Genomic DNA, 22,133 nt, shown 5'->3' with positions numbered 1-22,133 from the left:
TTATTATATACCACAAATAATAGTAGAGAAGCAAAAGTTAAAAAAATTTATGCACTGTGAAGTAGATTAAATTGTATCTAAAAATTAATCTCCATAGTTTGAAGAAAGGGTGTCAAAGTCAAAATTTCCGGTTGTGGCAGAAGATTCCTTGGGAATAAACGTTTTAAATCCGTCTTCGTAGTCTTTCACTGCATCGAGAAAAGCTTCATCTTTTGCTCTTTTGAGGCAGCAGAATATTATGTGATCCATGTAATCATCAAAATATGAGGTGATAAGGTAATATTTTACGCGGGTATCTGTAAGGCCTCTAAAAAAGTTTCTTGCCGGTGTTAGCCCTATGTCCATAACAAAGCTTAAGTCTTTGGCTGCGATGTCATAGTTTGCACTGGAGCGGAGTATATTCATATTTCCAGCGTCCGTACCGGGTAGCGTTTCGATTCCCAATTTTTCTAGCTCCTCCATTAATATTGCTCTGCAAAGGTAATGATTGGTACTCTCATGACTCATTTTTTTGTATTTGATCATGTATGTTTCTTCTCTAAAGTCTATATTTGTTCTGGTTAAGTATGCCTCTTCTTGCAAAAGCAGCTTATTATCTATCAGGAACTTAAGAAAGTTCACATCTCTTTCTCCTCCGCTTGAGGCCTTAGCATTATCCAGAACATTGTCGAAGGATACACTAATATCTCTAAAACTCAGCTTTTCCGCAAGCAAGCTGCAAAGCATAAAATCCACCTCCAAGATATTAAGATTGATATTTGCAATTGCTCAATCTGATTTATTTAGTATAACCAGAGTTCAATTATAATAACACCTATTTGGATTTTAGATTCAATGTTATACATAACAAGAAATTTATATATTGGTACTTGAAATAGTGTATTTTTAATGTAGAATTAGATTATCGGATATTTTTCATGAAATGTAGAATAGTTTTACTTTACTACGAAGAAAAGGAAGCTGGGTTATGAACAAAAATGATAAAAGCTATATTTTAGCAATTTTATTCATGGTTTTTGGAATACTTTTATCAGTCCAGTTTAGAAGTGTTTTGAACTCTAAGAAGAATAAGCCTTCTATTGCTTATCAGATTGAGAACCTCCAGAATGAAATAAATACTGAAAAGGTTATAGGGAGTAAACTTAGAGAAGAAATCGACCAAAACATAAAAAAGCAGGATGAATACATTAAGATGTTTATGGAAAGAAAAAATGACAACGAACTTGCCGGAGAGTGGGAAAGTTTGAAGATTGCGGCAGGACTTACTGATGTATTGGGCAATGGAGTGATTGTATATATGGCAGATGCGTCCCAGCAGATGGGGGGAAGAATTGAGAATTATGTTGTGCATGACGTTGAAATAGTGGAGGTTTTAAATGAGCTGAAGAATGCAGGAGCGCAGGCTATATCGGTTAATAATGAGAGAATAATATCTACAAGTGAAATAATTTGTGCCGGACCTACGGTGCGTATAAACAGAAACAGGTATCCGGTTCCTTACGAAATAAAGGCTATAGGCAATCCAAAAAAGTTGTACGAAGCACTGGTAAACAGCCCTATCGCCAACAATTTCCAAATGTTTGACAAAAAGTTTGAAGTTCGGATAGCCAAAGATATAGTAATACCAAAGTATAGCGGAGATATTAATAATTTAGTTGACGGTCTGGAGGTAGTTGAATAATGAGGTTTTCAAGAAATATATCTATTACCATAATATGTATTATTCTGGGTATCATGCTGTCTTGGCAGTATAAGAGCATTGAAAGCAACAAAAAGGTGTCGGCCAGTCAGACGAAAAACTTATACGATCTGCAGAAGGAACTGTTGGAAGAAAAAAAGAATAATGAGAATTTACGAGCCAGAAATCAGGAATTGGCAGCCCAGGTGTCGGAGTATATTGATGCAGCGGGAAACAATAAGAAGATTGAAGACGGTATAAGAGAGCAGCTCACAAGGGCAAGGATGCTTGCCGGTTTGGTTGATGTTGAAGGTCCCGGCATAGAGATAACTTTAGACGATGGAGACCTCGATTATGAGACTGTCTATGATATTGATTTGCTGAAGCTTATTAACGAGCTTAGGGCAGCGGAAGCACAGGCTATATCAATAAATGGCGAACGTATTGTGGCCATGACGGAAATCAGATATACAGATCCCTATATGGTTATAAACGGAAGACAGATATATCCTCCTTATATTATAAAGGCCATTGCGGAGCCCGAAAAGCTCGACTATGCGCTAAATATGCTGGGAGGAATAATAGAGATTTTTCGAGACAGCTTTGGGTACAAAATCAGCGTGAACAAAGTGGATAGGATTACAATACCAAAGGTCAGAGATGACGGATCGGTGTTAAAATACAACTTGCTTAATCCATTGTGATTTGAAAAGCCTGCCTATAAAAATTCAATAAATTTTCTTTGAAATAAAGAACAGGTTATTTTTTTAATGAATCCTATATATAAATATTGTAGGCCTTAAATTTTGTACTATATTTTCAAGTACACTATTTAAGGCCTCGACTGTTTTTATAGGGAGGCTTGTACAATGAAAAAAGGAGTAATTGCTATATCGATTGCTGCAGTTTTACTTTTGACAATTAGCTTTTTGGCAGGAAGAGGAGAGGAAAAATTGGAACTTCCGGATATGGGCGGAGTATACTCGGTGAGCCTGGATAATCTGGATTTCAGTATGGAGGTTACCGGCATGTTAAGCGACGGGCTGATAGACGAGGTACCTTATGAAGAATATGAGGATGTATTTGCAGAAGTGCTTCCTGTCAGCGGATACAACAACAAGGTTCTTCGCTGGGGTATAGCAAGAAGGGGATACGATAAAATACCGGACGCAGATCCCGGGACACCGGAGCTTTTATCAAAATATGGAGCTGCTTATCTGGGCGATACATCCCAAAAGGTGATATACCTTACTTTTGACGAAGGATATGAAAATGGATATACTCCAAAGATTCTTGATGTTTTGAGGGATAACAATGTGAAAGCTGTATTCTTCATAACAGGACCTTACCTAAATGAGCATCAGGACCTGGTGAGGAGAATGGTGGAAGAAGGTCATGTGGTAGGAAATCATACGATACATCACCCCAGTCTTCCGAGCCTTCAGGATAAAGAACTGGAGGAGGAAATCTTAGGACTTGACAGAGCCTTTCATGAAAAATTCGGTATCAATATGAAATTTTTAAGACCACCAAAAGGTGAATACAGTGAAAGAACCCTTGCCATAACGCAGAAATTGGGCTATACCAACCTATTCTGGAGTTTCGCTTATGATGATTGGCACAGGGACAAAATAAGAGGGCCGCAATATGCTTACAATAAGGTTATGGATAATCTCCACAATGGTGCTGTGTTGCTTTTGCATGCGGTGTCAAAGGATAATGCCGATGCCCTTGATATGATCATTAAAGGAGCGAGGGAGAAGGGATTTGAGTTTGGGGATGTAAATGACCTTGTGCCTAACAACTCAAATTAAATTTGAGGGATTTGGGCATCGGAATTAATACATTCCTTAAAGCATAAATTTAATACTGGTGAAAAATGTGTTTTGAAGGAGAAGATTTATGCCCGAAAAAAGAACGAAATCAGCCAAAAAACGCAAGGAAGAGGAGCAGAAAATAAATCTTAAGGAGAAAATGGCAGAATTACTGGAACTCCCGAAGGAGATTGTATTGGATCTGCCTAAAATAACAATGTTTGGCAATAAAAATCTGATTGTAGAAAACTATAAGGGAATTATTGAATATGACAATAACAGAATAAGGGTAAATACCGGGAAAGGAATTATAAGGGTTGCGGGGGATAGCTTGGTTATTAAGGAAATTACATCCGAGGATCTTATGATAGATGGAGAAATTCTTTCCTTGGAATTTTTAAAGTAGCTCGGGGGAATATAAATGTTGTTATTTAGGTTATGGAATTATATAAGAGGATATGTTATTATATTTATTGAAGGATATTTCCTAGAGAAATTTGTAAATATATGTACTAGAAGGCAAATTCTACTATGGGATATCAAAAGAAATAAGAATAGCAAAATGACACTAAAAATCAGTATCCAAGGTTTTAAAAGGCTACGGCCCATTGCAAAAAAGACAGGTTGCAGAGTAAAAATACTAAATAAAAGAGGTTTGCCTTTTTTGCTAAACAGGTACCGGCGCAGGAAAACTTTTTTACTTGGTGCAGCGGTGTTTATTGTGCTATTTTATATAATGACATCCTTTGTTTGGAGTATTGAGGTTATTGGAAATGAGAAAATTGAAACGGACATTATTCTAAAAAGCCTTACGCAGCAAGGAGTTAAGCCCGGAGTATTCAAATACAAGATAAACCCCGAGGAAATTGCAAATACTATAATTTTGGACATAGACGGGCTTTCTTATGTAAATGTGCTGCTAAAGGGGACAAAAATAAAAGTAGAAGTTGCTGAAGGTGTTAAGCGTCCTCCGATTATACCTTTGAACGAGCCTTGCGATATTGTGGCAAAAAAAGATGGTGTGATTAAGTCGATTGTTGTCAAGGCTGGTCAGGCACAAGTCAAGGAGGGAGAGACCGTTAGGAAAGGGCAGCTTCTTGTATCGGGAAGTATACCTATAAAGGGGGCGGAAGACAGCCCGAGAAAAGTGCATGCAATGGGAGAGGTGCTTGCCAGGACATGGTATGAGGGCGAGCATCCGGTGGAACTTAAAGTTGTTGAGAAAGTAAGGACTGGAAGGAAAAAGGACAATCTAACTTTAGTTCTGTTTTCGAAAGAGATTGAATTATTTCATAAAGAGGCAAGTTTTAGTGATTTTGAAAAGGTGGAAATTAAAAAAAGTCTTTCAATAGGTGAAGAACTTGTTTTGCCCTTCGGGCTCACCATTGAAAGGTATTATGAAAATGATTCGGTTGAGGCCGATGTTTCCTTTGAAGATGCAAAGGAGAATGCTGCAAACATTGCATATAAGAAAGCTGCAAGAAATATTCCGGAAGGTGCCGAGGTGGTTAATAGAAGAATTGAATTTATTGAGAATGAAAACGGCGAATTTGTAGCGGATGTTATTATAGAATGTTTGGAGGATATTGGAGTTGCAAAAGAGAATGGAGGAGAATGATTGGAAAGTCTTGTAGAAGTATCTTTGGAGTTTGACAGAATAGAACATGCTATGAACCTTTTTGGGAATTTTGACGAAAATATAAATATAATTGAGGATGCTTTTAATGTAAAGATTATTTCAAGAGATAACGAAATAAGAGTTGTTGGTTATAGTGACGGAGTGTATAAAGCTCAGACGGTTCTTCAGAGGCTTATCAGCATGGCGGCGCAGGGAGATATTATATCCAAGCAGAATGTGAGTTATTTAGTTCAGTTGGCCGATGAAAACCAGTTGGATAAGGTTAAAGGTTTTTTGGCGGATTGCATTTGCCTTACCGCAAGAGGCCGACAGATAAAATCAAAGACCCATGGACAGAAAATATATGTAGATGCAATAAAAGAAAATGATATAGTATTTGGAATAGGCCCGGCAGGTACGGGGAAGACCTTTCTTGCTGTGGCTATGGCAGTTACTGCTTTTAGAAACAAGGAAGTAAACCGGATAGTCCTTACAAGGCCGGCAGTTGAAGCGGGGGAAAAACTGGGATTTCTGCCGGGAGATTTGCAAAACAAGGTTGATCCGTATTTGCGGCCGCTCTATGACGCCCTTTATGAAATGATGGGAGCTGACACCTATCACAAATACCTTGAAAAGGGTATGATAGAGGTTGCACCCCTTGCATACATGAGAGGTAGGACGTTGGATGATTCGTTCATTATACTTGATGAGGCCCAAAATACCACCCCGGAGCAAATGAAGATGTTTCTTACACGAATAGGCTTTGGATCAAAGGCTGTTATTACCGGGGATATTACCCAGATAGACCTTCCGGGGGACAAAAAATCGGGGCTAAAAGAGGTCATGAAGGTATTAAAGGATGTAAAGGGTATCTCTTTTGTTCAATTGTCCGACAGGGATGTGGTAAGGCACGAGTTGGTTCAGAGGATTATCCAAGCATATGAAAGATATGATAAGGGCAAGAAGGAACACAATTAAAAGGATTTATGCAGCTTCTTAATTGGAGGAGAGCAATTATTATGACAAAAGACAAGAATAGAAGCAATAACGGCAGTAAAAAAATATTTTTTAAGAATAAGCGCATTCAGAGAATTTTTATTGCTGTTGTGACAATTATTCTTGCATTTCTTATGGTCTTAAACGGTGCGACTCCGAGAAAATACAGAGTTTTATTAGGAGCAGTATCGGGATATGACATCCTTTCTCCGAGAGATATAGTAAATACTATAAAGACTGAGGAGAATGCAAGAAAGGCAGCTTCGGAAGTTTTGCCGGTTATAAAGGAAATACCGAATGCACCTATAGAAGTAATAAATAGCATTGATAAGTTGTTTTTGCTGATTAATGAAGCCCAAAAGTCCTATGAGTCGGGGATTTCCTCAATTGACGCATACTCTGGCAGCCGCCGATATGAAGAACTTTCTTCAAATGTGTTTAATGAGACAAAGGCGGTATTTGTGGAGGGCATTGGTGAGCTTGGTATTAAACTTGAGGATGCCCAGATTGATTATCTTATATCAAAGGCAAATGAAGAAGATATAAAGAGTTTTGAGGTTTTGATTCGCAGTCATGTCAGTGACATAATGAGGAAGGATATAACTGAGGACAATCTCAAAGAGATGGTAAATGAGCTGAAGGACGGCATTTTTAACAGTGAAATCAAATATGAGCTGAAAAATGTTGCCCTTTCAGTTTCGGATTTTATACTAAAGCCCAATAGGGCTATTGATAATGAACTTACAAAGACAAAGAGAACTGCGGCCTATAACGATCCCGGGAATGTTGAGACAATTAAAAAGGGGCAGAGGATTTTAAGTGCCGGTGATATAGTAACAGAGGACAAGCTTAGAGTGCTGGAAGATCTGAATCTTCTTGAGACAAAGAGCAGGTTCGATTTTTCTTTTGCAGGAGGAATACTGGTTATACTCCTTCTTTTGTCCTTGCTGCTGATTTTGTATATGCACAACTTCTGCAAAAAAGTATATTACAACAGAAGCGATTTAATATTGCTGTCCGTTGTTATTCTCATGATGCTTTTTATCGCAAGATGGGTTCATGAGTATTCCCCTTTGATTATACCTATATTCATAGCTACAATGCTTATTTCTATTTTGCTTGATTTAAGGCTTGCCATCGTAGTTAATGTTGTTTTGACCATGGCAATATCCTTAATGATAAACTACGATTTTAAGTTTATCTATATGGCTCTTATATCCGGGACCTTTTCTGCCTTCATAGTATCAAAGGCAAATCAAAGAAATCGGCTCTCTCTGGCTGGAACTGTTGTTTCGGTAATTAATGTGCTTTTAGTGGCTGCCATAGATATTATATATAAGAGCGGCTGGGAAACGGTACTTAGGGAATGCACCTTGGTGTTTGTAAACGGAATAATGTCAATGGTAATTACAATTGGATTGTTACCGTTTCTTGAAAGTACGTTTAACATAATTACACCCCTAAGGCTATTAGAGTTTGCCAATCCCAATCAGCCACTATTAAAAAGGCTGCTTATGGAAGCACCGGGAACATATCATCACAGTCTTATGGTGGGCAACCTTGCGGAGGCCGGTACCGAAGCTATCGGAGGAAATGCCCTGCTTGCAAGAGTTGGAGCTTATTTTCACGATATCGGAAAGCTTAAAAGGCCCAACTTCTTTATTGAGAATCAAATGAACGGTAATCCCCATGACAAGATGACTGCAAACTTAAGTGCTCTTGTTATTACCTCGCATATCCATGATGGCAACGAAATGGCAAAAAAACACAAAATACCCCTTCCTATAAGGGATATAATTTTGCAGCATCATGGAACCACTCTTGTGGCATATTTTTATCATAAGGCAAAAATGGCTGAAAAATCCGAGAATGTTGAAGAGGAAAATTTCAGATACGATGGGATAAAACCCACAACAAAAGAGGCTGCAGTGGTTATGATGGCAGACTCTGTTGAGGCTGCTGTAAGGTCTATGACCGACAAAACGGAAGGAAAGATTGAGGGACTTATTAGAAAGATAATCAAGGACAAACTGGATGATGGACAGCTTGACCATTGTAGTCTTACACTAAAGGACCTTGATAATATAGCAAAGGCGTTTATGAAAGTCTTTAGCGGGGTCTTTCACGCGAGAGAAGAGTATCCGGAGGTTAGGAGAAAGGCAGACGCTATTGAGGACATTCATAGTGAAGATATGTCTGAACGGGAAAATCTGGCATCACAGTCTTTGGAATAAGTATTTGTAAAGAAAAATTTGGAAAGACTCTTGAAGAAAAGGTGTAAAAGAGTAGGAGAAGCTAAAGGAGAAAATATATGGAAATATTCATTGAAAATATACAGGATAAGATTGAAGTTTCAGATGAAATTCTTGAGCTTATGGAAAAGGCCGTAAAAACATGTCTTGAACATGAAAAGTTTGAACATCCCTACGAAATAAGTATAATTCTTATGGACAATGAAAAAATAAGAGAGGTCAACACTGAACAAAGAAATATTGACAAACCCACGGATGTTTTGTCTTTTCCTATTGTAGATATGTATGAAGGAGTGGTAAAATCAAGTCAGGGCGATTTTGATATGGACGAAGGACGAATTATTCTGGGAGATATATTGATTTCGCTGGAAAAGGCAAAAGAGCAATCCATAGAATATGGGCATTCCTTTGAAAGGGAGTTAATATTTCTGCTAACCCACGGTGTTTTCCACCTTTTAGGTTATGACCACGACAGAGCGGAAAGGGAGAAAAAAATGTTTGACAAGCAGGATACCATCCTTAAAATCTTAAACCTGGAGAGGCATAAATAGGCTATAAAAATAGAAATATTGTTTTGAATTTTGGTAATTAGTTTATAAGATATAGCCGATAAAATTAAAACCGGGATTAATATGAAAATCGAAATGAATATTTTAAATATATATTTTGGGGGCGGAAAAATGGATGACAGAAAGCTTCTCACTATAGCCGAAAATATTAAAGAGAACTCATATTCCCCATATTCAAATTTCAGGGTTGGTGCTGCTGTTCTTACCGAAAGCGGTAAAACTTTCGCAGGAGTGAATGTGGAAAATGCAAGCTTTGGTGCCACTATCTGTGCGGAGAGAACAGCTGTTTTTAAGGCGGTATCGGAGGGTGAACGAAAAATAATGGCTGTTGCCATATCGAGTGACAGCGATGATTACACTTTTCCTTGTGGTATATGCAGGCAGGTGCTTGCTGAATTCGGTGCTGATGATACCAGAGTAATATGCGGCAATAGAAATGGCGAATTCAAGGTATTTAGGCTTGGAGAGCTTTTGCCGAATGCTTTTTTAAAGTTTTAATTATTTTGACCGGAGGTTTTGCATATGGCTTTTAAATCAGGCTTTGTCTCCATAGTGGGCAGGCCCAATGTAGGTAAGTCGACTTTGTTGAACAAGTTTACTGGAGAAAAAATTGCAATTATGTCAGACAAGCCCCAGACAACCAGAAACTCAATAAGGGCAATAGATACAGGAGATGATTACCAAATAATATATATTGATACTCCCGGTATACATAAACCAAAAACAAAACTGGGAGATTATATGGTCAATATCGCAAAAGATTCCTTAAATGAGGTTGATCTGGTGTTGTTTTTGGTTGAAGTAACTGATACGGAGCCGGGTCCGGGAGATTTATTTATTATAGAGCAGCTTAAGAAGGTAAGGACGCCTGTATTCTGCTTGATAAATAAAATTGACCTTGTGGAAAAAGACCTTATACTACCTGCGATATCAGCCTATAAGGAACTTATGGATTTTTCTCAGATTATTCCTATTTCTGCTCTTGAAGATGAAAGTGTGGAAATTGTAAAAAAAGAAATCAAGAAGATCTTGCCGGAGGGTCCCAAATATTTTCCCGAGGATATGATAACCGACCAGCCTGAAAAAGTAATAGCTGCAGAGCTGATAAGAGAGAAGATTCTTGAGCTTTTGAGCGATGAAGTGCCTCATGGTGTAGGTGTAGAGGTTATAATGTTTAGGAAAAGGGAAGACAAGGATATTTTAGATATTCAGGCCAATATCTACTGCGAAAAGGGTAGCCATAAAGGGATCGTTATTGGCAAATCAGGAAAGATGCTAAAGAGCATAGGTAGCCTCTCAAGAATAGAGATAGAAAGACTTTTTGGTACAAAGGTATTTTTGGAGCTCTGGGTTAAAGTAAAACCGGATTGGCGAAATAATGAGTTTATGCTAAAGATGTTAGGGTATAATAAATAGACGCCTGAAACTCTTGTGTAAAACAGCCTTAAAGCTGTTACATAACTGTAGTTCCCGGGTAAAAGAGCATATGATAAATTTTCAAGTATACAATTAAATTTTTAGTGTAACCTAATTATTATTAAGAAATAATAAGGGGGAATGCATTTATGTTAAAAGAGTTTGCGTGGAAGGCTTTTGAAAGTACCGGAGATATCACAACATATATGTTTTTGAAGGAGATAGAAGCAAAAACCAAAGCTGCAAATGAGACTGAGTTAGCAAGGGATGAGGTTGCAAGTACTCATCATTAAAGGGATAGGACAGGCATGAGCTACTTAAAAACTACAGGAATAGTTATAAAAGAAGTTAATACCGGAGAAGCTGACAGGATAGTAACGATATTTTCTAAAAACAAGGGCAAGATATCTGCTTCGGCAAAAGGCGCAAGGAGACCGAAAAGTCACTTGGTTGCAGGGACGCAGTTATTGTGCTATAGCGAGTTTGTGCTTTTCAAAGGTAAGGATATGTATTCAGTTACTAGCTGTGATGTCATTGAGCCTTTCTATGACATCCGAAGCGATCTTGAGAGATTGACATATGCTGCCCACATGATGGAAATGGTAAATGATGTCATTTTTGAAAATCAGCCTGCAACCAGGTTGTTGCAGCTTTTTTTAAATTCATTGTATATGCTTACAAAGACGGATAAGTCACCGCTGCAAATCGTAAGAATATTTGAGTTCAGACTCCTTTCAATAATTGGATATGCGCCATGGGTAAGCGGGTGCACAGAGTGCGGCAGCACTCTTTTTGACAGTATGTATTTCAGCTTCTTAAAGTGTGGCTTTTTATGTGGCGGTTGTCTGGCAAAGGATAAAGGAGCAATAAGGATTTCCGAAGGTGCTGCAAAAGCACTGAACTATATAGTGTACAGTAAAATGAACAATTTATTCAGTTTTGAGGTATCGGAGAATGTACTGGATGAACTTGGCAGAGTGTCGCGAAGATATATGAGGGACAGACTGGAGAAGAATTACAACAAGTTAGATTTTATCAAGAATATTAATGGTGTAAAGTGCTAAAAAAAAGGGCGGTATAAGGAAATATTTTATGACCTATTTCCTTTAATATATTTTAAAGAGTATAAACAGAACTTTTAATGGCAGCCTGGCAATCATAGTTTTAAAACATTAGCTTAAAACGTTAGACCCAAGGCTTTGCGTCATCACCTTTCAGTGATTTTGCCCTGTTTCATAAGTCACAGTTTATATCTCCTTATACCTATTTCGGGAGGAAATATTGAATTATATATTTATTATAACACAGTAATTTAAAAAAATAAAGAGGTTACTTAGTATTTTATTATGATTTTCTTATAAAATATTACTATTAATAAAAAATTAAATAATATACTGTAATTTGAAAGTAATTAATGATATAATTAAAGCGTGTAGATTTTTCTATTAGTGTTTTTCCCAGATGTTTTGATAGTTTTGGTAAACTGTGGAGCATAACATTCTAAACGATTTTATTTCTTTAGATCAATACTTGGGGCAAGAATGGACGTAAACCGATATATATCATAAGTCTGAAATTGGAATATTTATTTTTGCATGTAGTTATTATTGATATTTGTAATTCAACTCGGAAGGAGTGGAGATATGACAAAGTATAACCTGGATGGGGGTACTGGACTATTTAATGTCTTAGGAATCGGAAATCATACAAAAGTCATTAAGCTTGGCTCTGGAGTTGACATAAAGCATTTTAAAATGTTTGAGTACATAAACGCCGAAGTTATTGAAAAAAATGACGATACCATAAAGGTGGAAGCAAAGGATAGTGTAAAGGAGACCCTTTTCTTCCCCGGCGATCACCTTGTCATAAACTATTCCAACACCAATGAGCTTTATGTGATGGACGGAAGTATTGACCATGTCTATAATATAGATCCTCTGATTATTAATGTCCGGATAAACAAAGCTGAAAAATTAAAGGATTTGAGGAAGCACGAGAGGTTTTATGTTAGTCTTATGGCAAATATCAGGGTATGCGGCTCCTCTAAGCTTGTTTTTGCAGTTGTGAAAAACATGAGCTCCGGCGGTATAAAGATTAATTGCAATGATCAGCTTACAATGGAAGATGTACTTGAGGTGGAAGTTATACTTGACAGGACGAACAAGCTTGTTTTCAGTGGAGCAGTAGTAAGGAAAAACAAGCTGGGCGACTATTATGAATACGGTGTTGAAATAAGGGGTATATCGGAGACCAATCTAAAGTGCCTTTATCACTACTTAAAATGGCTCGATTCTGATTATAGATAATTTTTTTAAGAGGAATTAGTCTTTCTGGATTTACGGAAGGACTTTTTTTATATGCAGTTTTTTTAATATTTCCTTTAAAATTGCATATTTTATTGGTTAAACTATATATTGTATGTTAGAATATTCTAAAGTGTAAGTCTTAGCTTGGCTTATGGAATACAAGTAAATAATGAGGAGACTATAAGAAAGGAATAAAAATGGATAGGGAAATTTATCTTGACAACAGTGCTACTACAAAGCCATATGATGAGGTTATTGAGTTTGTGAATCATATAAGCAGTAATGTTTACGGCAATCCCTCTTCTCTTCATATAAAAGGAATTGAAGCCGAAAGAATGGTAAAAAATGCGAGAGGGATTATTGCAAAATCTTTGGGAGTATCAAGGGATGAGATTTATTTTACATCCGGCGGAACCGAAGCCAATAATCTTGCTGTGGCAGGATACCTTTATGCAAATCCTCGCAAGGGAAAGCATATTATGACAACAAAGATCGAGCATCCCTCGGTTATGGAGGTTTTTAATAATCTATCCCAATGTGGATATGATGTTGATTTTATAGATGTTGACAAAAACGGTGTAGTGCTTGTTGATGATATAAGGGAAAAAATAAATGAAGAGACTGCTTTGATAAGCGTGATTTACATTAATAATGAGACGGGTGCAGTTCAGCCCATTAATGAGATTGCAAAGATTAAGAACAGTATAAACAGGGATATAGTACTGCATGTTGATGCAGTTCAGGCCTATGGAAAAATAAAAATTGCTCCCCAAAAAGAGGGTATTGATATTTTGACCATGAGCTCTCATAAGATTCACGGACCAAAGGGTGTTGGTGCTTTATACGCTAAACGGGACATAAAATTAAAACCGATTATCTTTGGCGGAGGGCAGGAGAGCCAACTGAGATCCGGTACCGAAAATGTTTCGGGAATCTGCGGTTTTGGGGCAGCGGTTGATATAACCTTTAGGAGCATAGAAGAAAGTGCGGTGCATTGCGAGAATTTAAAAAATATGCTTTTAGACATGCTGAAAAAAGAAGTTGAGGATGCGGTCATAATATCTCCCGAAGGGTCATCACCTTATATCCTGAATGTATCTTTTCCCAATGTCCGTGCCGAGGTACTGCTGCACCATTTGGAAACAAAGAATATATTTGTGTCGACAGGGGCGGCCTGCTCTTCTAGAAAGCAGGTTCTAAGCCATGTGCTAAGGGCAATGGGAATCAAGCCTGAAATAATTGAGGGAGCGATTAGATTCAGTTTTTCGGCCTTTAATACACAAGAGGATATAATAAGGACAGTGGAGGCTATAAAAGATATTTTGCCGAAAATAAGAATAAAGCGTGGAGGAAGAAGATGAAGAAGGTAATTTTGGTAAGATATGGAGAAATTCTTTTGAAAGGTTTGAACAGGCCAGTATTTGAGAACAAGCTTATCAGCAATATAAAAAGGGCCATTCATAAGTTGGGCAAGGTGTCTATCATCAAATCCCAAGCGAGGATATATATTGAGCCCGAGGAAGAAAATTATGATTTTGATGAGGCCCTGAGCCTGCTATCAAAGGTTTTCGGAATTGTTTCCGTAAGTCCGGTTTGGAAGATAGATTCGAGTTTTGAAAGCATAAAAGAGTATTCATTAAGAATGGTAAAGGACCTTATAAAACGAGAAGGCTATAAAACCTTTAAAGTTGAGACAAAGAGGGGAAATAAGCGATTTCCTATGGATTCACCCGAAATAAGCAGGGAATTGGGAGGACACATTTTAAGCAATGTTCCCGAACTTAGTGTTGATGTGAAAAAGCCTGATTTCATTTTGTATGTGGAAGTAAGAGAGTTCACATATATTTACTCGGAGATAATACCGGCAGTTTGTGGAATGCCCATTGGCAGCAATGGAAAGTCAATGCTTTTGCTGTCGGGAGGTATTGACAGCCCGGTGGCCGGTTGGATGATAGCAAAAAGAGGTGTAGAGATAGAGGCAGTGCATTTTTACAGCTATCCTTACACCAGTGAGAGAGCAAAGGAAAAGGTTATTGAACTGGCAAAAATTCTTGCTTCATATTGCTACAAAATTAATCTTCATATTGTTCCCTTTACTGATATTCAGCTGGAGATAAATGAGAAGTGTCCCCACGAAGAATTGACAATAATCATGAGAAGAGTGATGATGCAAATAGCAGAAATGATTGCCAAAAAAACCGGGGCTCTAGCCTTGGTTACCGGAGAGAGTGTCGGACAGGTTGCAAGCCAGACAATAGAAAGCCTTGCAGTTACAAATGCTGTGGTAAGTCTCCCGGTTTTTAGGCCCCTGATAGGTATGGATAAAAACGAGGTTATAGATATTGCTAGAAAAATCGGCACCTTTGAAACATCGATTTTGCCTTATGAAGATTGCTGCACGGTTTTTGTCGCAAAACACCCTTCCACAAAGCCAAAGCTTGACAAAATATTGCTTTCCGAAAGCAAGCTGGACATTGAAGAATTGATAAATAAAGCTGTGGAAAATACTGAGGTTTTGACAATAACCAAGGATTAAAGTATAAATTGAAAAAATAAAATTAAATATGTATGTAATATTATATTAATAAGCAACAATATCTATATAGTGGGATGGTCAATTGAGTTTAAAAATAATCAATGGACATAGAAGGTATGGATATGTTGCTTAAATTTTTATCAGAAAGCAAATATAAAGTTTTGATCATTGTGGCAAGCGTTTTATTGCTAATAATTGCAGCTGTTTCAATCCGAATTGTGATAATCTTAAACAGGGACACCTTTTACGATGGCGTTGCCATTGAAGGAATTGATGTCTCGGGGCTTAGTATTGAACAGGCAAGGGAGCTTGTAGAAGAAAGGCTTACGAAGATTGTTTATGGGAACAGTCTTTTGCTAAATCATGAAGAAATGTCATGGAAGATTCGACTTTCGGATATCTCCTATAGCTTTCTTGTGGATGAGGCAATAGAAAGAGCCTATTCAATCGGAAGAGAGGGTAGCGTTTTAAAAAGACTTGGAACTATAAGAGACTTGAAGTCTAATAAAAAGAATGTGCTTGCCGAAATCGTCTTTTCGAAATCTCGACTTGAGGAATATATTACCAGTATCAAAAAGCAAGTCGACGAAAATGAAAAGAATGCGACGGTAACATATAAAAATGGCAATATTATATTTGATAAAGAGAATATTGGCCGATTTATGGATGTTGACAAAAATGTCAATTTGTTAGAAAATAGATTATTAAGAAGAGATTTCTCATCTGTAGAACTTGAAGTCAAAAAGGTTTACCCAAAAATTATGTACAAGGATATTTCCCATATTGAGGAGGTTATTTCCTCTTTTTCTACTGTTTTCAATTCATCTAATGTTAATAGAAGTCATAATATTCGACTTGCATGCGAAAGAATCAATAATAAAATATTGCTTCCTGGAGAGGTATTTTCGATGGACGCTTCTTTGGGGACAAGAACAAAAGAAAATGGATATAAAGATGCACCTGTCATAGTTAAAGGCCGTTTGATCGAAGGGGTCGGAGGTGGTGTGTGTCAGGTTACAACGACGCTGTACGTTGCGGTACTCAAGGCAAAGCTCGATGTAGTTGAGAGGGTGAAGCATTCAATGCCCTTAGGGTATGTGGAACCCGGTCAGGATGCAACAATATCGGAAGGATATATTGACTTCAAATTCAAGAATAGCTCTGACCGTGCCTGCCTTATAAGTGCGTCGGTTGTTGGCAACAAAATAATTATTAAACTGATTGGAGCAAAAAGCATTTCAAATCATGATGTAAGGCTGAAATCTGTTGTTAAAGAGCGTATGTCTCCTCCGGCGGATGAGATAATTGTGGATAACGAGTTGCCTGCGGGAACAGTGGAAATTGAAAGAGAATCGGTGCAAGGATTGAAAGTGGAGGTCTACAGGGAAACCTATGAAAATAATAAACTAATTGAAAGTGAAAAAATATCCGAAGATATTTACAAACCGATACAAGGCCGCAAAAGAATAGGACCAAGTGACAAGAGCAATACAGAAGGCCGGGATTAAACCATATAAAAAAGAGGGATGCATTAATGCTTGATTCATTGTATAACAAAAGTGTAGTATGTCCTGTATGTCAGCAAAAAATTGAGGTTACAAAGGTAAAATCAAAGGATTGTGTTGTTGCCTCCAGGGATTCGGATTTTTGCGTTTATTACCAAAGTGTAAATCCGATTTTTTATGATGTGTGGGTCTGTGAATACTGTGGTTATGCAGCGCAGCAAGAAAGATTTGAGAATATTTCACTGATTGATGCAAAGAGAATAAAAGAAAATATTTCGAAATATTGGAAAACTAGAAGCTTCTGTGGGGAAAGGGATATTGAAAAAGCCATAGAAGCTTTTAAACTTGCCCTTTATAACCTTTGCAAGACCAGTGCAAAACCGATTGAATACGCAAAAGTATGCTTAAGAATAGCATGGCTCTATAGAATAAAAAAGGATGAGCGGGAGATAAAATTCTTAAAGCACGCTTTGAGGTACTACTGTGAAACCTATGAAAATGAACCATTTCCAGTAGGAAAGCTTGATCAATATACATGTATGTATATGATTGCAGAGCTTAACCGGCGTGTGGGTAATTATGATGATGCGATAGTCTGGTTCAGCAAGATAATAAGTTCTCCTGAGGCTAGATCAAATAAAGTGCTGATCGATAATACCAGGGAGCAGTTTCATTTGGCAAAGGAAGCAAAAGAAGGAAAGGAAAAAGCATAAGAGTTTCATTTTTGCTAAATTAATTCTTTATATTTATTTGCAACTATGATATAGTAATATAAACATACATAAATTTTTTACGTGGAATTAGCCTGGGTAAAGTGTACAACCTTTAGTACTAATATACAGGTTAACTTGGCGATGGAGTTGCAGCGGAGGTAAATATGGACATAGGTAAAGTTCCGAACAGTGTATTAACGGAGCTAATAATAAATAAGATTAAGGCAAATAGAAAAGAGATACTTATAAGGCCAAAGATAGGGGAGGATTGCTGTGCTGTAGATTTCGGCAAGGATGTTTGTGTCCTGTCCTCCGATCCTATTACAGGGGCGATTAGTGAGGTCGGCCGTCTTGCTGTGCACGTATCCTGCAATGATGTTGCTTCGTGCGGGGCCGAGCCGTTAGGTCTTCTTATGACAATTCTCGCACCGGACGGCACGAAAGAAAAGGATATTGAAAATGTGATGACCCAGATAATCAATACTGCCAATTCTTTAAATGTTGATATTATTGGGGGTCATACGGAGATAACTGCTGCCGTAAACAGGATGGTAATAATCAGTACTGCCGTAGGAAAGGTATTAAAGGACAAGCTGGTTACTACATCGGGGGCAAAGCCCGGAGACGATATTATTGTTACCAAGGCTGCGGGTATTGAAGGGACAGCTATTATAGCCCATGACAGAGAAAAAGAACTGGTGGACATAATTGGAACGGAAGTGGTGGAAAGGGCTAAAGCCTTTATCGATGATGTAAGTGTACTTAAGGAAGGAATTATAGCAGGATTATTCGGTGTAAATTCTATGCACGACGTGACCGAGGGCGGCATACTAGGAGCTGTCTGGGAGGTGACGGAGGCTTCGGAAACCGGAGCGGTGGTATATAAAAGCAAAGTCCCCGTCAAAGATGAGACGCAGAAAATCTGCAAAGTGTATGGAATTGATCCTTTGAAGCTCATATCAAGCGGCTGCATGATAATAACCTGTAAAAATGGCCGGGAACTTGTAAAAGAGCTTGAGAATAATGGCATAGAGGCAGCTATCATAGGGGAGATAACTGCTGGCTTGGAAAAAAAGCTGGTTTATGAAAATAATGAGGCTATTGATATTTGTGAACCGGGCTCAGATGAGTTGTACAAAGTTTGACTGGGTGATGCACAAAAGCAATAGAATATAATTATATAACATCTTAAAATAGTGCTTTTTGGTGAAGTAATAAAGTTGCTAAGAGATAATGAAAAATCAACTTACTATTCTCATATTATGAAAACACTATCAAATCAAATTTTTTCGTTATCTCAGAGTATGAAATTATATTCTAATCGTACCTAATTTGCCGAGAAGGCGGAAAGGAGGCATTATGAGCTATTGGGTTGGAGTTGTAAGAGAAGAAAGAACCCTAGCTAGATACTATTTTACGATTCATACACAGGAGGGACAGTTGGTTATGGAGTCAGATTCGTATAAGAGTCGTCGAAGTGCTACTAAGGGTATTTTGACTTTGAAAAGTGCTCTTGCTGACAAAAAAGGTTCGGTACTGGTATACGAGACAAATAATCGGTATTATTTTAGCGTGTATGCTCGGAATGGAATACTGCTAGCAAGTAGTGTAGGATTTGCCAGTCGTGAGCAATGCGAGGAGGAAATCGAAACGGTCAAGCAATTGTTTCAAAAAAGGGGGATCTCCCTAGATAATCGGAAATCAACAAGTGCAAAAAGTATACCACTGGATTCGAAGGTGATTGATTCACTATACAGCTTAGATGCCAATAAACGCGAATCGGATAGAAATGGCTTTAGGCAATGGGAAAACGAAGAATTCTGGTTTAATAAAAATGATGGAATTAAAAGCAATTTCTTTGCAAGACTAATGGAGTTTGACAAATAAAAAAACTTAATAAATGGGGGTGGAAATATGAAATCAAAAGGGCATATATTGTCAGCAAATCTGCTTCGAGATGAGTTGATAAAAAATAATGGGTACCTTTTACTTGAAGAGTACGAGGGTGGAAAGAAGGTAAAAAAGAGCTACAAAATACCGGATATGTTTTATAGAGCTATAAAAAATTGCCCTACATATTTTCGTGGTGGTTCAGTAGGGCCGGATTTCTTTCCCGATATTTTTGAAGGGCAGAGTTGGATACATCCGAAAAATTCCGGCAAATGGCTGTCCTATATGCAAGAGAAGCTTTTAACCTACTCCCCGGGGGATAGCGAGTTTAATGAGGCCTTGGCTTTTTATCTTGGATATATGATACATTATGCGGGCGATATGTTTACTCATGATTATGTAAATGATTATGCTGGCGGTCCTTTCCCTGAAATCTCCAACATCATAGATTCGGTTGATGATTGGAGAAAAGTCAGTCTTAATAATCCCATATTCGAAAAAATTAGAATTATCATTATACATCTTGCAATAGAAACTTATCTAGATAATTTGATAGGCTATGACAATCCTAAGGATGATTTCCGTATTGATATCCCTATAAGCTTCCTTCGTACCTGCTTTGCAACGCGTGGTGCGATAGAGGAAACAAATGTATTGAAGATGGAAAATGGTGCAAAGCTGGAAGAAATAAATAAATTCAACTTTTTAGGTCGTTTTGTATACTACTATGAGCGGTTGCTTGAAAAAAATGCAGAAGGGGGATCGGTATCTCTCAGTGATATCACTGAAAGAGAAGAATATATAGAGAAGTGGTTGAAGATTTGGGGCGAATTTACGCAGAGAATGATCGACAAAGGTCTATCAACTGCATGGTCTGACTATAAAGCGGATTTTATTAATTTGCTAGCAAATTATTTGTGCAATGCGGAAGGTGATAGAAATGCATGGGAATTTGCTTCTTCAGTGGTAGATGCAATTTCTGGTCTTGATATATCAATTCCTATCTTTGATGAGATAGGTGAATTGGTTGAAGAGTGTATCGAGGACAAAATACTTCTTCCCTACGTTCGTCCCATTGCGGCATATATAACCCGCAGAGAACCAAAATATATAGATGACTATGATGAGGCCATTGAAAGCATTAAAGACCATTTTATTCATCCTGCAAAGCTTTTCCTTTCGTTGGGTTTGAATGATCTTCAGAAAACATTGGAGAAGGAGTGGAACAAGTTCTGGAGAAAGAAGGATTGCTTTGATCAGCCGTTTCCAGTATTTAAGCGGTGCTTGAACATGGGAAAACTATGCCTTCTCGGAACTGACAACATTAACAAGATTATTGACAGGTATTATGAGGAGCGAAAGGAAGGCCAGGATGAATACAAGAAAGATGAGATTAGGCTTCAGGAACACACCTTACAGTGGTCATTACATGAGATTAAGATTGTTGCTACAACTGCAAAGACATCAGACGCAGGTACTAAAAGCAAGATATTCTTTGGTTTAAAAACAAGAAGTAATAAGACAGAAACAGCAGATAAGGGCTATGAAGTACAACTGAACAGGAGAAAGGATGGGCTGGAAAAGCCGGGTGGTTGTGAGCATGTGGATTATATTTTGCCATCGGTGGTACCTATATCAAGTATAGAGGCTTTTACGCTTCGTCTTGCAGGCAATGATCAATGGATAGCAGAGAATATATATGTAATTGATGTAAGAACCGGTATTATGCTTGCAAAAGCATCCAATATTAAACTGTCTGTTGGAAAAACCATTAAAATAGGTATATTAGGTCATCTTGAGGATGCATACTGCCAATTACAGGATGGATCTACTAGAATAAATACCATATCGGGGCTTATGGTTACTATCAGAACTAGTAGTGACTTCGGTTCGGGAACGGACGGAGATGTTATATTTAAAATGGAGACAACTCATAGAAATGTGGAACAGTTGCTCGATAAAGAATCTTACAATGATTTTGAAATGGGAGATCTCGACACATATTACTTTCAAATTCGCAACCCTGTAGATTATAATGAAATTAAGAATTTTTACATAAAAAAAGAAGGGGGAAGCGATTGGAAGCCTGCATATATAACTGTATGCGATAGTAGAACCGGAATATGTATGGCTCATCAGAAATTTAACCGAAATATTACATCAAAATGGAGTCTTATCCCTTTTGATAGAACCCTCATGGATAATTTCTTAAAATCGGAAAGTAACTCAGGCATCCGCTACCTTCAGGTAGTGATCAAAACAAGTAATGATTTGTGGTCCGGAACCGATGACAATGTGTATATGGAGATAAAATTTGATGACAGTGATCCTTCGAACCCGTATAGCAACGACAAATACAAGGCTTATCTTAATACGGCTTGGCACAATGATTTTGAAAGGGGAGATATTGATACTTTCAATGTTGATCTGCGTATTTGCGTTAAAAAGTCTTCCATCAAATCCTTCGAATTTTTTAAAAAAGGAAGCGACGATTGGAAGGTAGAATGGATAAAAATAAGTGATTCAGCGGGAGGAGAAGTTCTTTGTTATGAGGAAAATATTGACCGGAAGCTGAAGTCATCAGAAGATCGCATTGTTATCTCAAGTGGTTATTGGAATAAAAAGTAAATATATAGATTTGATATACACAGCTAAATCATGATGAAAAATTAATCTGAAAGTAAATTTTGAATATTTTTTGAAATTAACTGGAATAGGCTGGAAATTGAGGTCTATTCCAGCTTTTGTTTTGTCTAGCAGACTAGAATACTATATGATATGTTTAAATAAAACATAAGAGGTAATATTCATGCATTAGCCGTGACTTGTCAAAAATAATT

At 37.6% G+C, this 22,133-nt stretch carries 21 protein-coding genes and 1 riboswitch; of the genes, 20 read left to right on the top strand and 1 reads right to left on the bottom strand.

Going from position 1 to position 22,133, the window contains the following annotated elements; translation table 11 throughout:
* Positions 1-84: 84 nt before the first annotated feature.
* On the bottom strand, positions 85-726 hold the full coding sequence (locus EFD62_RS03940; RefSeq protein WP_128705773.1) for a hypothetical protein: 642 nt from the start codon (positions 724-726) through the stop codon (positions 85-87).
* A gap of 241 nt (positions 727-967) precedes the next feature.
* Here EFD62_RS03940 and EFD62_RS03935 point away from each other — a divergent pair, with 241 nt between their 5' ends.
* The 20 genes from EFD62_RS03935 (at position 968) to EFD62_RS03840 (ending at position 21,921) form a co-directional block, all read left to right on the top strand.
* Complete coding sequence (locus tag EFD62_RS03935) at positions 968-1,681, top strand: DUF881 domain-containing protein (protein WP_069193418.1); 714 nt, start codon at positions 968-970, stop codon at positions 1,679-1,681.
* A complete protein-coding gene (locus EFD62_RS03930; protein ID WP_069193419.1) occupies positions 1,681-2,382 on the top strand; it encodes a DUF881 domain-containing protein in 702 nt (233 codons plus the stop codon). The genes EFD62_RS03935 and EFD62_RS03930 overlap by 1 nt, the downstream gene beginning before the upstream one ends.
* A 165-nt stretch (positions 2,383-2,547) precedes the next feature.
* Positions 2,548-3,492, top strand: a complete 945-nt coding sequence (pdaA, locus tag EFD62_RS03925) for a delta-lactam-biosynthetic de-N-acetylase (protein ID WP_128705772.1) — start codon at positions 2,548-2,550, stop codon at positions 3,490-3,492.
* 88 nt (positions 3,493-3,580) lie between these two features.
* A complete protein-coding gene (gene yqfC / locus EFD62_RS03920; RefSeq protein ID WP_069193421.1) occupies positions 3,581-3,898 on the top strand; it encodes a sporulation protein YqfC in 318 nt (105 codons plus the stop codon).
* A gap of 15 nt (positions 3,899-3,913) precedes the next feature.
* A complete protein-coding gene (gene yqfD / locus EFD62_RS03915; RefSeq protein ID WP_128705771.1) occupies positions 3,914-5,110 on the top strand; it encodes a sporulation protein YqfD in 1,197 nt (398 codons plus the stop codon).
* Entirely contained in the window at positions 5,111-6,088 is a 978-nt protein-coding gene (locus tag EFD62_RS03910) for a PhoH family protein (protein WP_083225088.1), read from the top strand.
* A 41-nt stretch (positions 6,089-6,129) separates the two neighbouring features.
* A complete protein-coding gene (locus tag EFD62_RS03905; RefSeq protein ID WP_128705770.1) occupies positions 6,130-8,340 on the top strand; it encodes an HD family phosphohydrolase in 2,211 nt (736 codons plus the stop codon).
* 77 nt (positions 8,341-8,417) lie between these two features.
* Complete coding sequence (gene ybeY / locus EFD62_RS03900; protein WP_069193424.1) at positions 8,418-8,909, top strand: rRNA maturation RNase YbeY; 492 nt, start codon at positions 8,418-8,420, stop codon at positions 8,907-8,909.
* Positions 8,910-9,038: 129 nt separating this feature from the next.
* Positions 9,039-9,425: a cytidine deaminase gene (gene cdd, locus EFD62_RS03895; RefSeq protein WP_069193425.1), complete on the top strand. Its 387-nt coding sequence runs from the start codon at positions 9,039-9,041 to the stop codon at positions 9,423-9,425.
* Positions 9,426-9,449: 24 nt separating this feature from the next.
* The gene (gene era, locus EFD62_RS03890; protein ID WP_069193426.1) at positions 9,450-10,343 is read left to right on the top strand and encodes a GTPase Era; all 894 of its coding nucleotides are present in this window, start codon (positions 9,450-9,452) and stop codon (positions 10,341-10,343) included.
* A gap of 149 nt (positions 10,344-10,492) precedes the next feature.
* Positions 10,493-10,636, top strand: coding sequence for a YqzL family protein (locus EFD62_RS03885; protein ID WP_083225089.1), 144 nt, complete (start codon positions 10,493-10,495; stop codon positions 10,634-10,636).
* A 15-nt stretch (positions 10,637-10,651) separates the two neighbouring features.
* A complete protein-coding gene (gene recO / locus EFD62_RS03880; RefSeq protein ID WP_069193427.1) occupies positions 10,652-11,407 on the top strand; it encodes a DNA repair protein RecO in 756 nt (251 codons plus the stop codon).
* Between the two features lie 76 nt (positions 11,408-11,483).
* Positions 11,484-11,581, bottom strand: a riboswitch (cyclic di-GMP riboswitch).
* A gap of 405 nt (positions 11,582-11,986) precedes the next feature.
* Positions 11,987-12,649 (top strand): PilZ domain-containing protein, encoded by a 663-nt coding sequence (locus tag EFD62_RS03875; RefSeq protein WP_069193428.1) that lies wholly within the window; start codon positions 11,987-11,989, stop codon positions 12,647-12,649.
* A gap of 197 nt (positions 12,650-12,846) precedes the next feature.
* Complete coding sequence (locus tag EFD62_RS03870) at positions 12,847-14,010, top strand: cysteine desulfurase family protein (protein WP_069193429.1); 1,164 nt, start codon at positions 12,847-12,849, stop codon at positions 14,008-14,010.
* Positions 14,007-15,185, top strand: a complete 1,179-nt coding sequence (gene thiI, locus EFD62_RS03865; RefSeq protein ID WP_069193430.1) for a tRNA uracil 4-sulfurtransferase ThiI — start codon at positions 14,007-14,009, stop codon at positions 15,183-15,185. The genes EFD62_RS03870 and thiI overlap by 4 nt, the downstream gene beginning before the upstream one ends.
* A gap of 122 nt (positions 15,186-15,307) precedes the next feature.
* Positions 15,308-16,693, top strand: a complete 1,386-nt coding sequence (locus EFD62_RS03860) for a VanW family protein (RefSeq protein ID WP_069196232.1) — start codon at positions 15,308-15,310, stop codon at positions 16,691-16,693.
* Between the two features lie 26 nt (positions 16,694-16,719).
* Positions 16,720-17,403, top strand: coding sequence for a DUF2225 domain-containing protein (locus EFD62_RS03855; RefSeq protein WP_069193431.1), 684 nt, complete (start codon positions 16,720-16,722; stop codon positions 17,401-17,403).
* Positions 17,404-17,567: 164 nt separating this feature from the next.
* Positions 17,568-18,548: an AIR synthase family protein gene (locus EFD62_RS03850; protein WP_069193432.1), complete on the top strand. Its 981-nt coding sequence runs from the start codon at positions 17,568-17,570 to the stop codon at positions 18,546-18,548.
* A 214-nt stretch (positions 18,549-18,762) separates the two neighbouring features.
* Positions 18,763-19,290 carry a YegP family protein gene (locus tag EFD62_RS03845; protein WP_069193433.1) on the top strand — a complete coding sequence of 176 codons (528 nt, stop codon included), beginning with the start codon at positions 18,763-18,765 and terminating at the stop codon, positions 19,288-19,290.
* Between the two features lie 27 nt (positions 19,291-19,317).
* Entirely contained in the window at positions 19,318-21,921 is a 2,604-nt protein-coding gene (locus EFD62_RS03840; RefSeq protein WP_069193434.1) for a PLAT/LH2 domain-containing protein, read from the top strand.
* The last annotated feature ends 212 nt before the right edge of the window (positions 21,922-22,133 follow it).

This window comes from Acetivibrio mesophilus, assembly GCF_004102745.1.
In the GTDB taxonomy this organism is placed as follows: Bacteria; Bacillota; Clostridia; order Acetivibrionales; family Acetivibrionaceae; genus Hungateiclostridium; species Hungateiclostridium mesophilum.
Note: the sequence above shows the minus strand (reverse complement) of the source record. Positions and strands in the feature narration are given on the sequence as shown.

What these genes read in the sequence shown, in the direction of transcription:
- EFD62_RS03940 (WP_128705773.1), bottom strand. Translation starts at nt 726, where the DNA reads ATGCTTTGCAGCTTGCTTGCGGAAAAGCTGAGTTTTAGAGATATTAGT.
- EFD62_RS03935 (WP_069193418.1), top strand. Translation starts at nt 968, where the DNA reads ATGAACAAAAATGATAAAAGCTATATTTTAGCAATTTTATTCATGGTT.
- EFD62_RS03930 (WP_069193419.1), top strand. Translation starts at nt 1,681, where the DNA reads ATGAGGTTTTCAAGAAATATATCTATTACCATAATATGTATTATTCTG.
- pdaA (WP_128705772.1), top strand. Translation starts at nt 2,548, where the DNA reads ATGAAAAAAGGAGTAATTGCTATATCGATTGCTGCAGTTTTACTTTTG.
- yqfC (WP_069193421.1), top strand. Translation starts at nt 3,581, where the DNA reads ATGCCCGAAAAAAGAACGAAATCAGCCAAAAAACGCAAGGAAGAGGAG.
- yqfD (WP_128705771.1), top strand. Translation starts at nt 3,914, where the DNA reads ATGTTGTTATTTAGGTTATGGAATTATATAAGAGGATATGTTATTATA.
- EFD62_RS03905 (WP_128705770.1), top strand. Translation starts at nt 6,130, where the DNA reads ATGACAAAAGACAAGAATAGAAGCAATAACGGCAGTAAAAAAATATTT.
- ybeY (WP_069193424.1), top strand. Translation starts at nt 8,418, where the DNA reads ATGGAAATATTCATTGAAAATATACAGGATAAGATTGAAGTTTCAGAT.
- cdd (WP_069193425.1), top strand. Translation starts at nt 9,039, where the DNA reads ATGGATGACAGAAAGCTTCTCACTATAGCCGAAAATATTAAAGAGAAC.
- era (WP_069193426.1), top strand. Translation starts at nt 9,450, where the DNA reads ATGGCTTTTAAATCAGGCTTTGTCTCCATAGTGGGCAGGCCCAATGTA.
- EFD62_RS03885 (WP_083225089.1), top strand. Translation starts at nt 10,493, where the DNA reads ATGTTAAAAGAGTTTGCGTGGAAGGCTTTTGAAAGTACCGGAGATATC.
- recO (WP_069193427.1), top strand. Translation starts at nt 10,652, where the DNA reads ATGAGCTACTTAAAAACTACAGGAATAGTTATAAAAGAAGTTAATACC.
- EFD62_RS03875 (WP_069193428.1), top strand. Translation starts at nt 11,987, where the DNA reads ATGACAAAGTATAACCTGGATGGGGGTACTGGACTATTTAATGTCTTA.
- EFD62_RS03870 (WP_069193429.1), top strand. Translation starts at nt 12,847, where the DNA reads ATGGATAGGGAAATTTATCTTGACAACAGTGCTACTACAAAGCCATAT.
- thiI (WP_069193430.1), top strand. Translation starts at nt 14,007, where the DNA reads ATGAAGAAGGTAATTTTGGTAAGATATGGAGAAATTCTTTTGAAAGGT.
- EFD62_RS03860 (WP_069196232.1), top strand. Translation starts at nt 15,308, where the DNA reads ATGTTGCTTAAATTTTTATCAGAAAGCAAATATAAAGTTTTGATCATT.
- EFD62_RS03855 (WP_069193431.1), top strand. Translation starts at nt 16,720, where the DNA reads ATGCTTGATTCATTGTATAACAAAAGTGTAGTATGTCCTGTATGTCAG.
- EFD62_RS03850 (WP_069193432.1), top strand. Translation starts at nt 17,568, where the DNA reads ATGGACATAGGTAAAGTTCCGAACAGTGTATTAACGGAGCTAATAATA.
- EFD62_RS03845 (WP_069193433.1), top strand. Translation starts at nt 18,763, where the DNA reads ATGAGCTATTGGGTTGGAGTTGTAAGAGAAGAAAGAACCCTAGCTAGA.
- EFD62_RS03840 (WP_069193434.1), top strand. Translation starts at nt 19,318, where the DNA reads ATGAAATCAAAAGGGCATATATTGTCAGCAAATCTGCTTCGAGATGAG.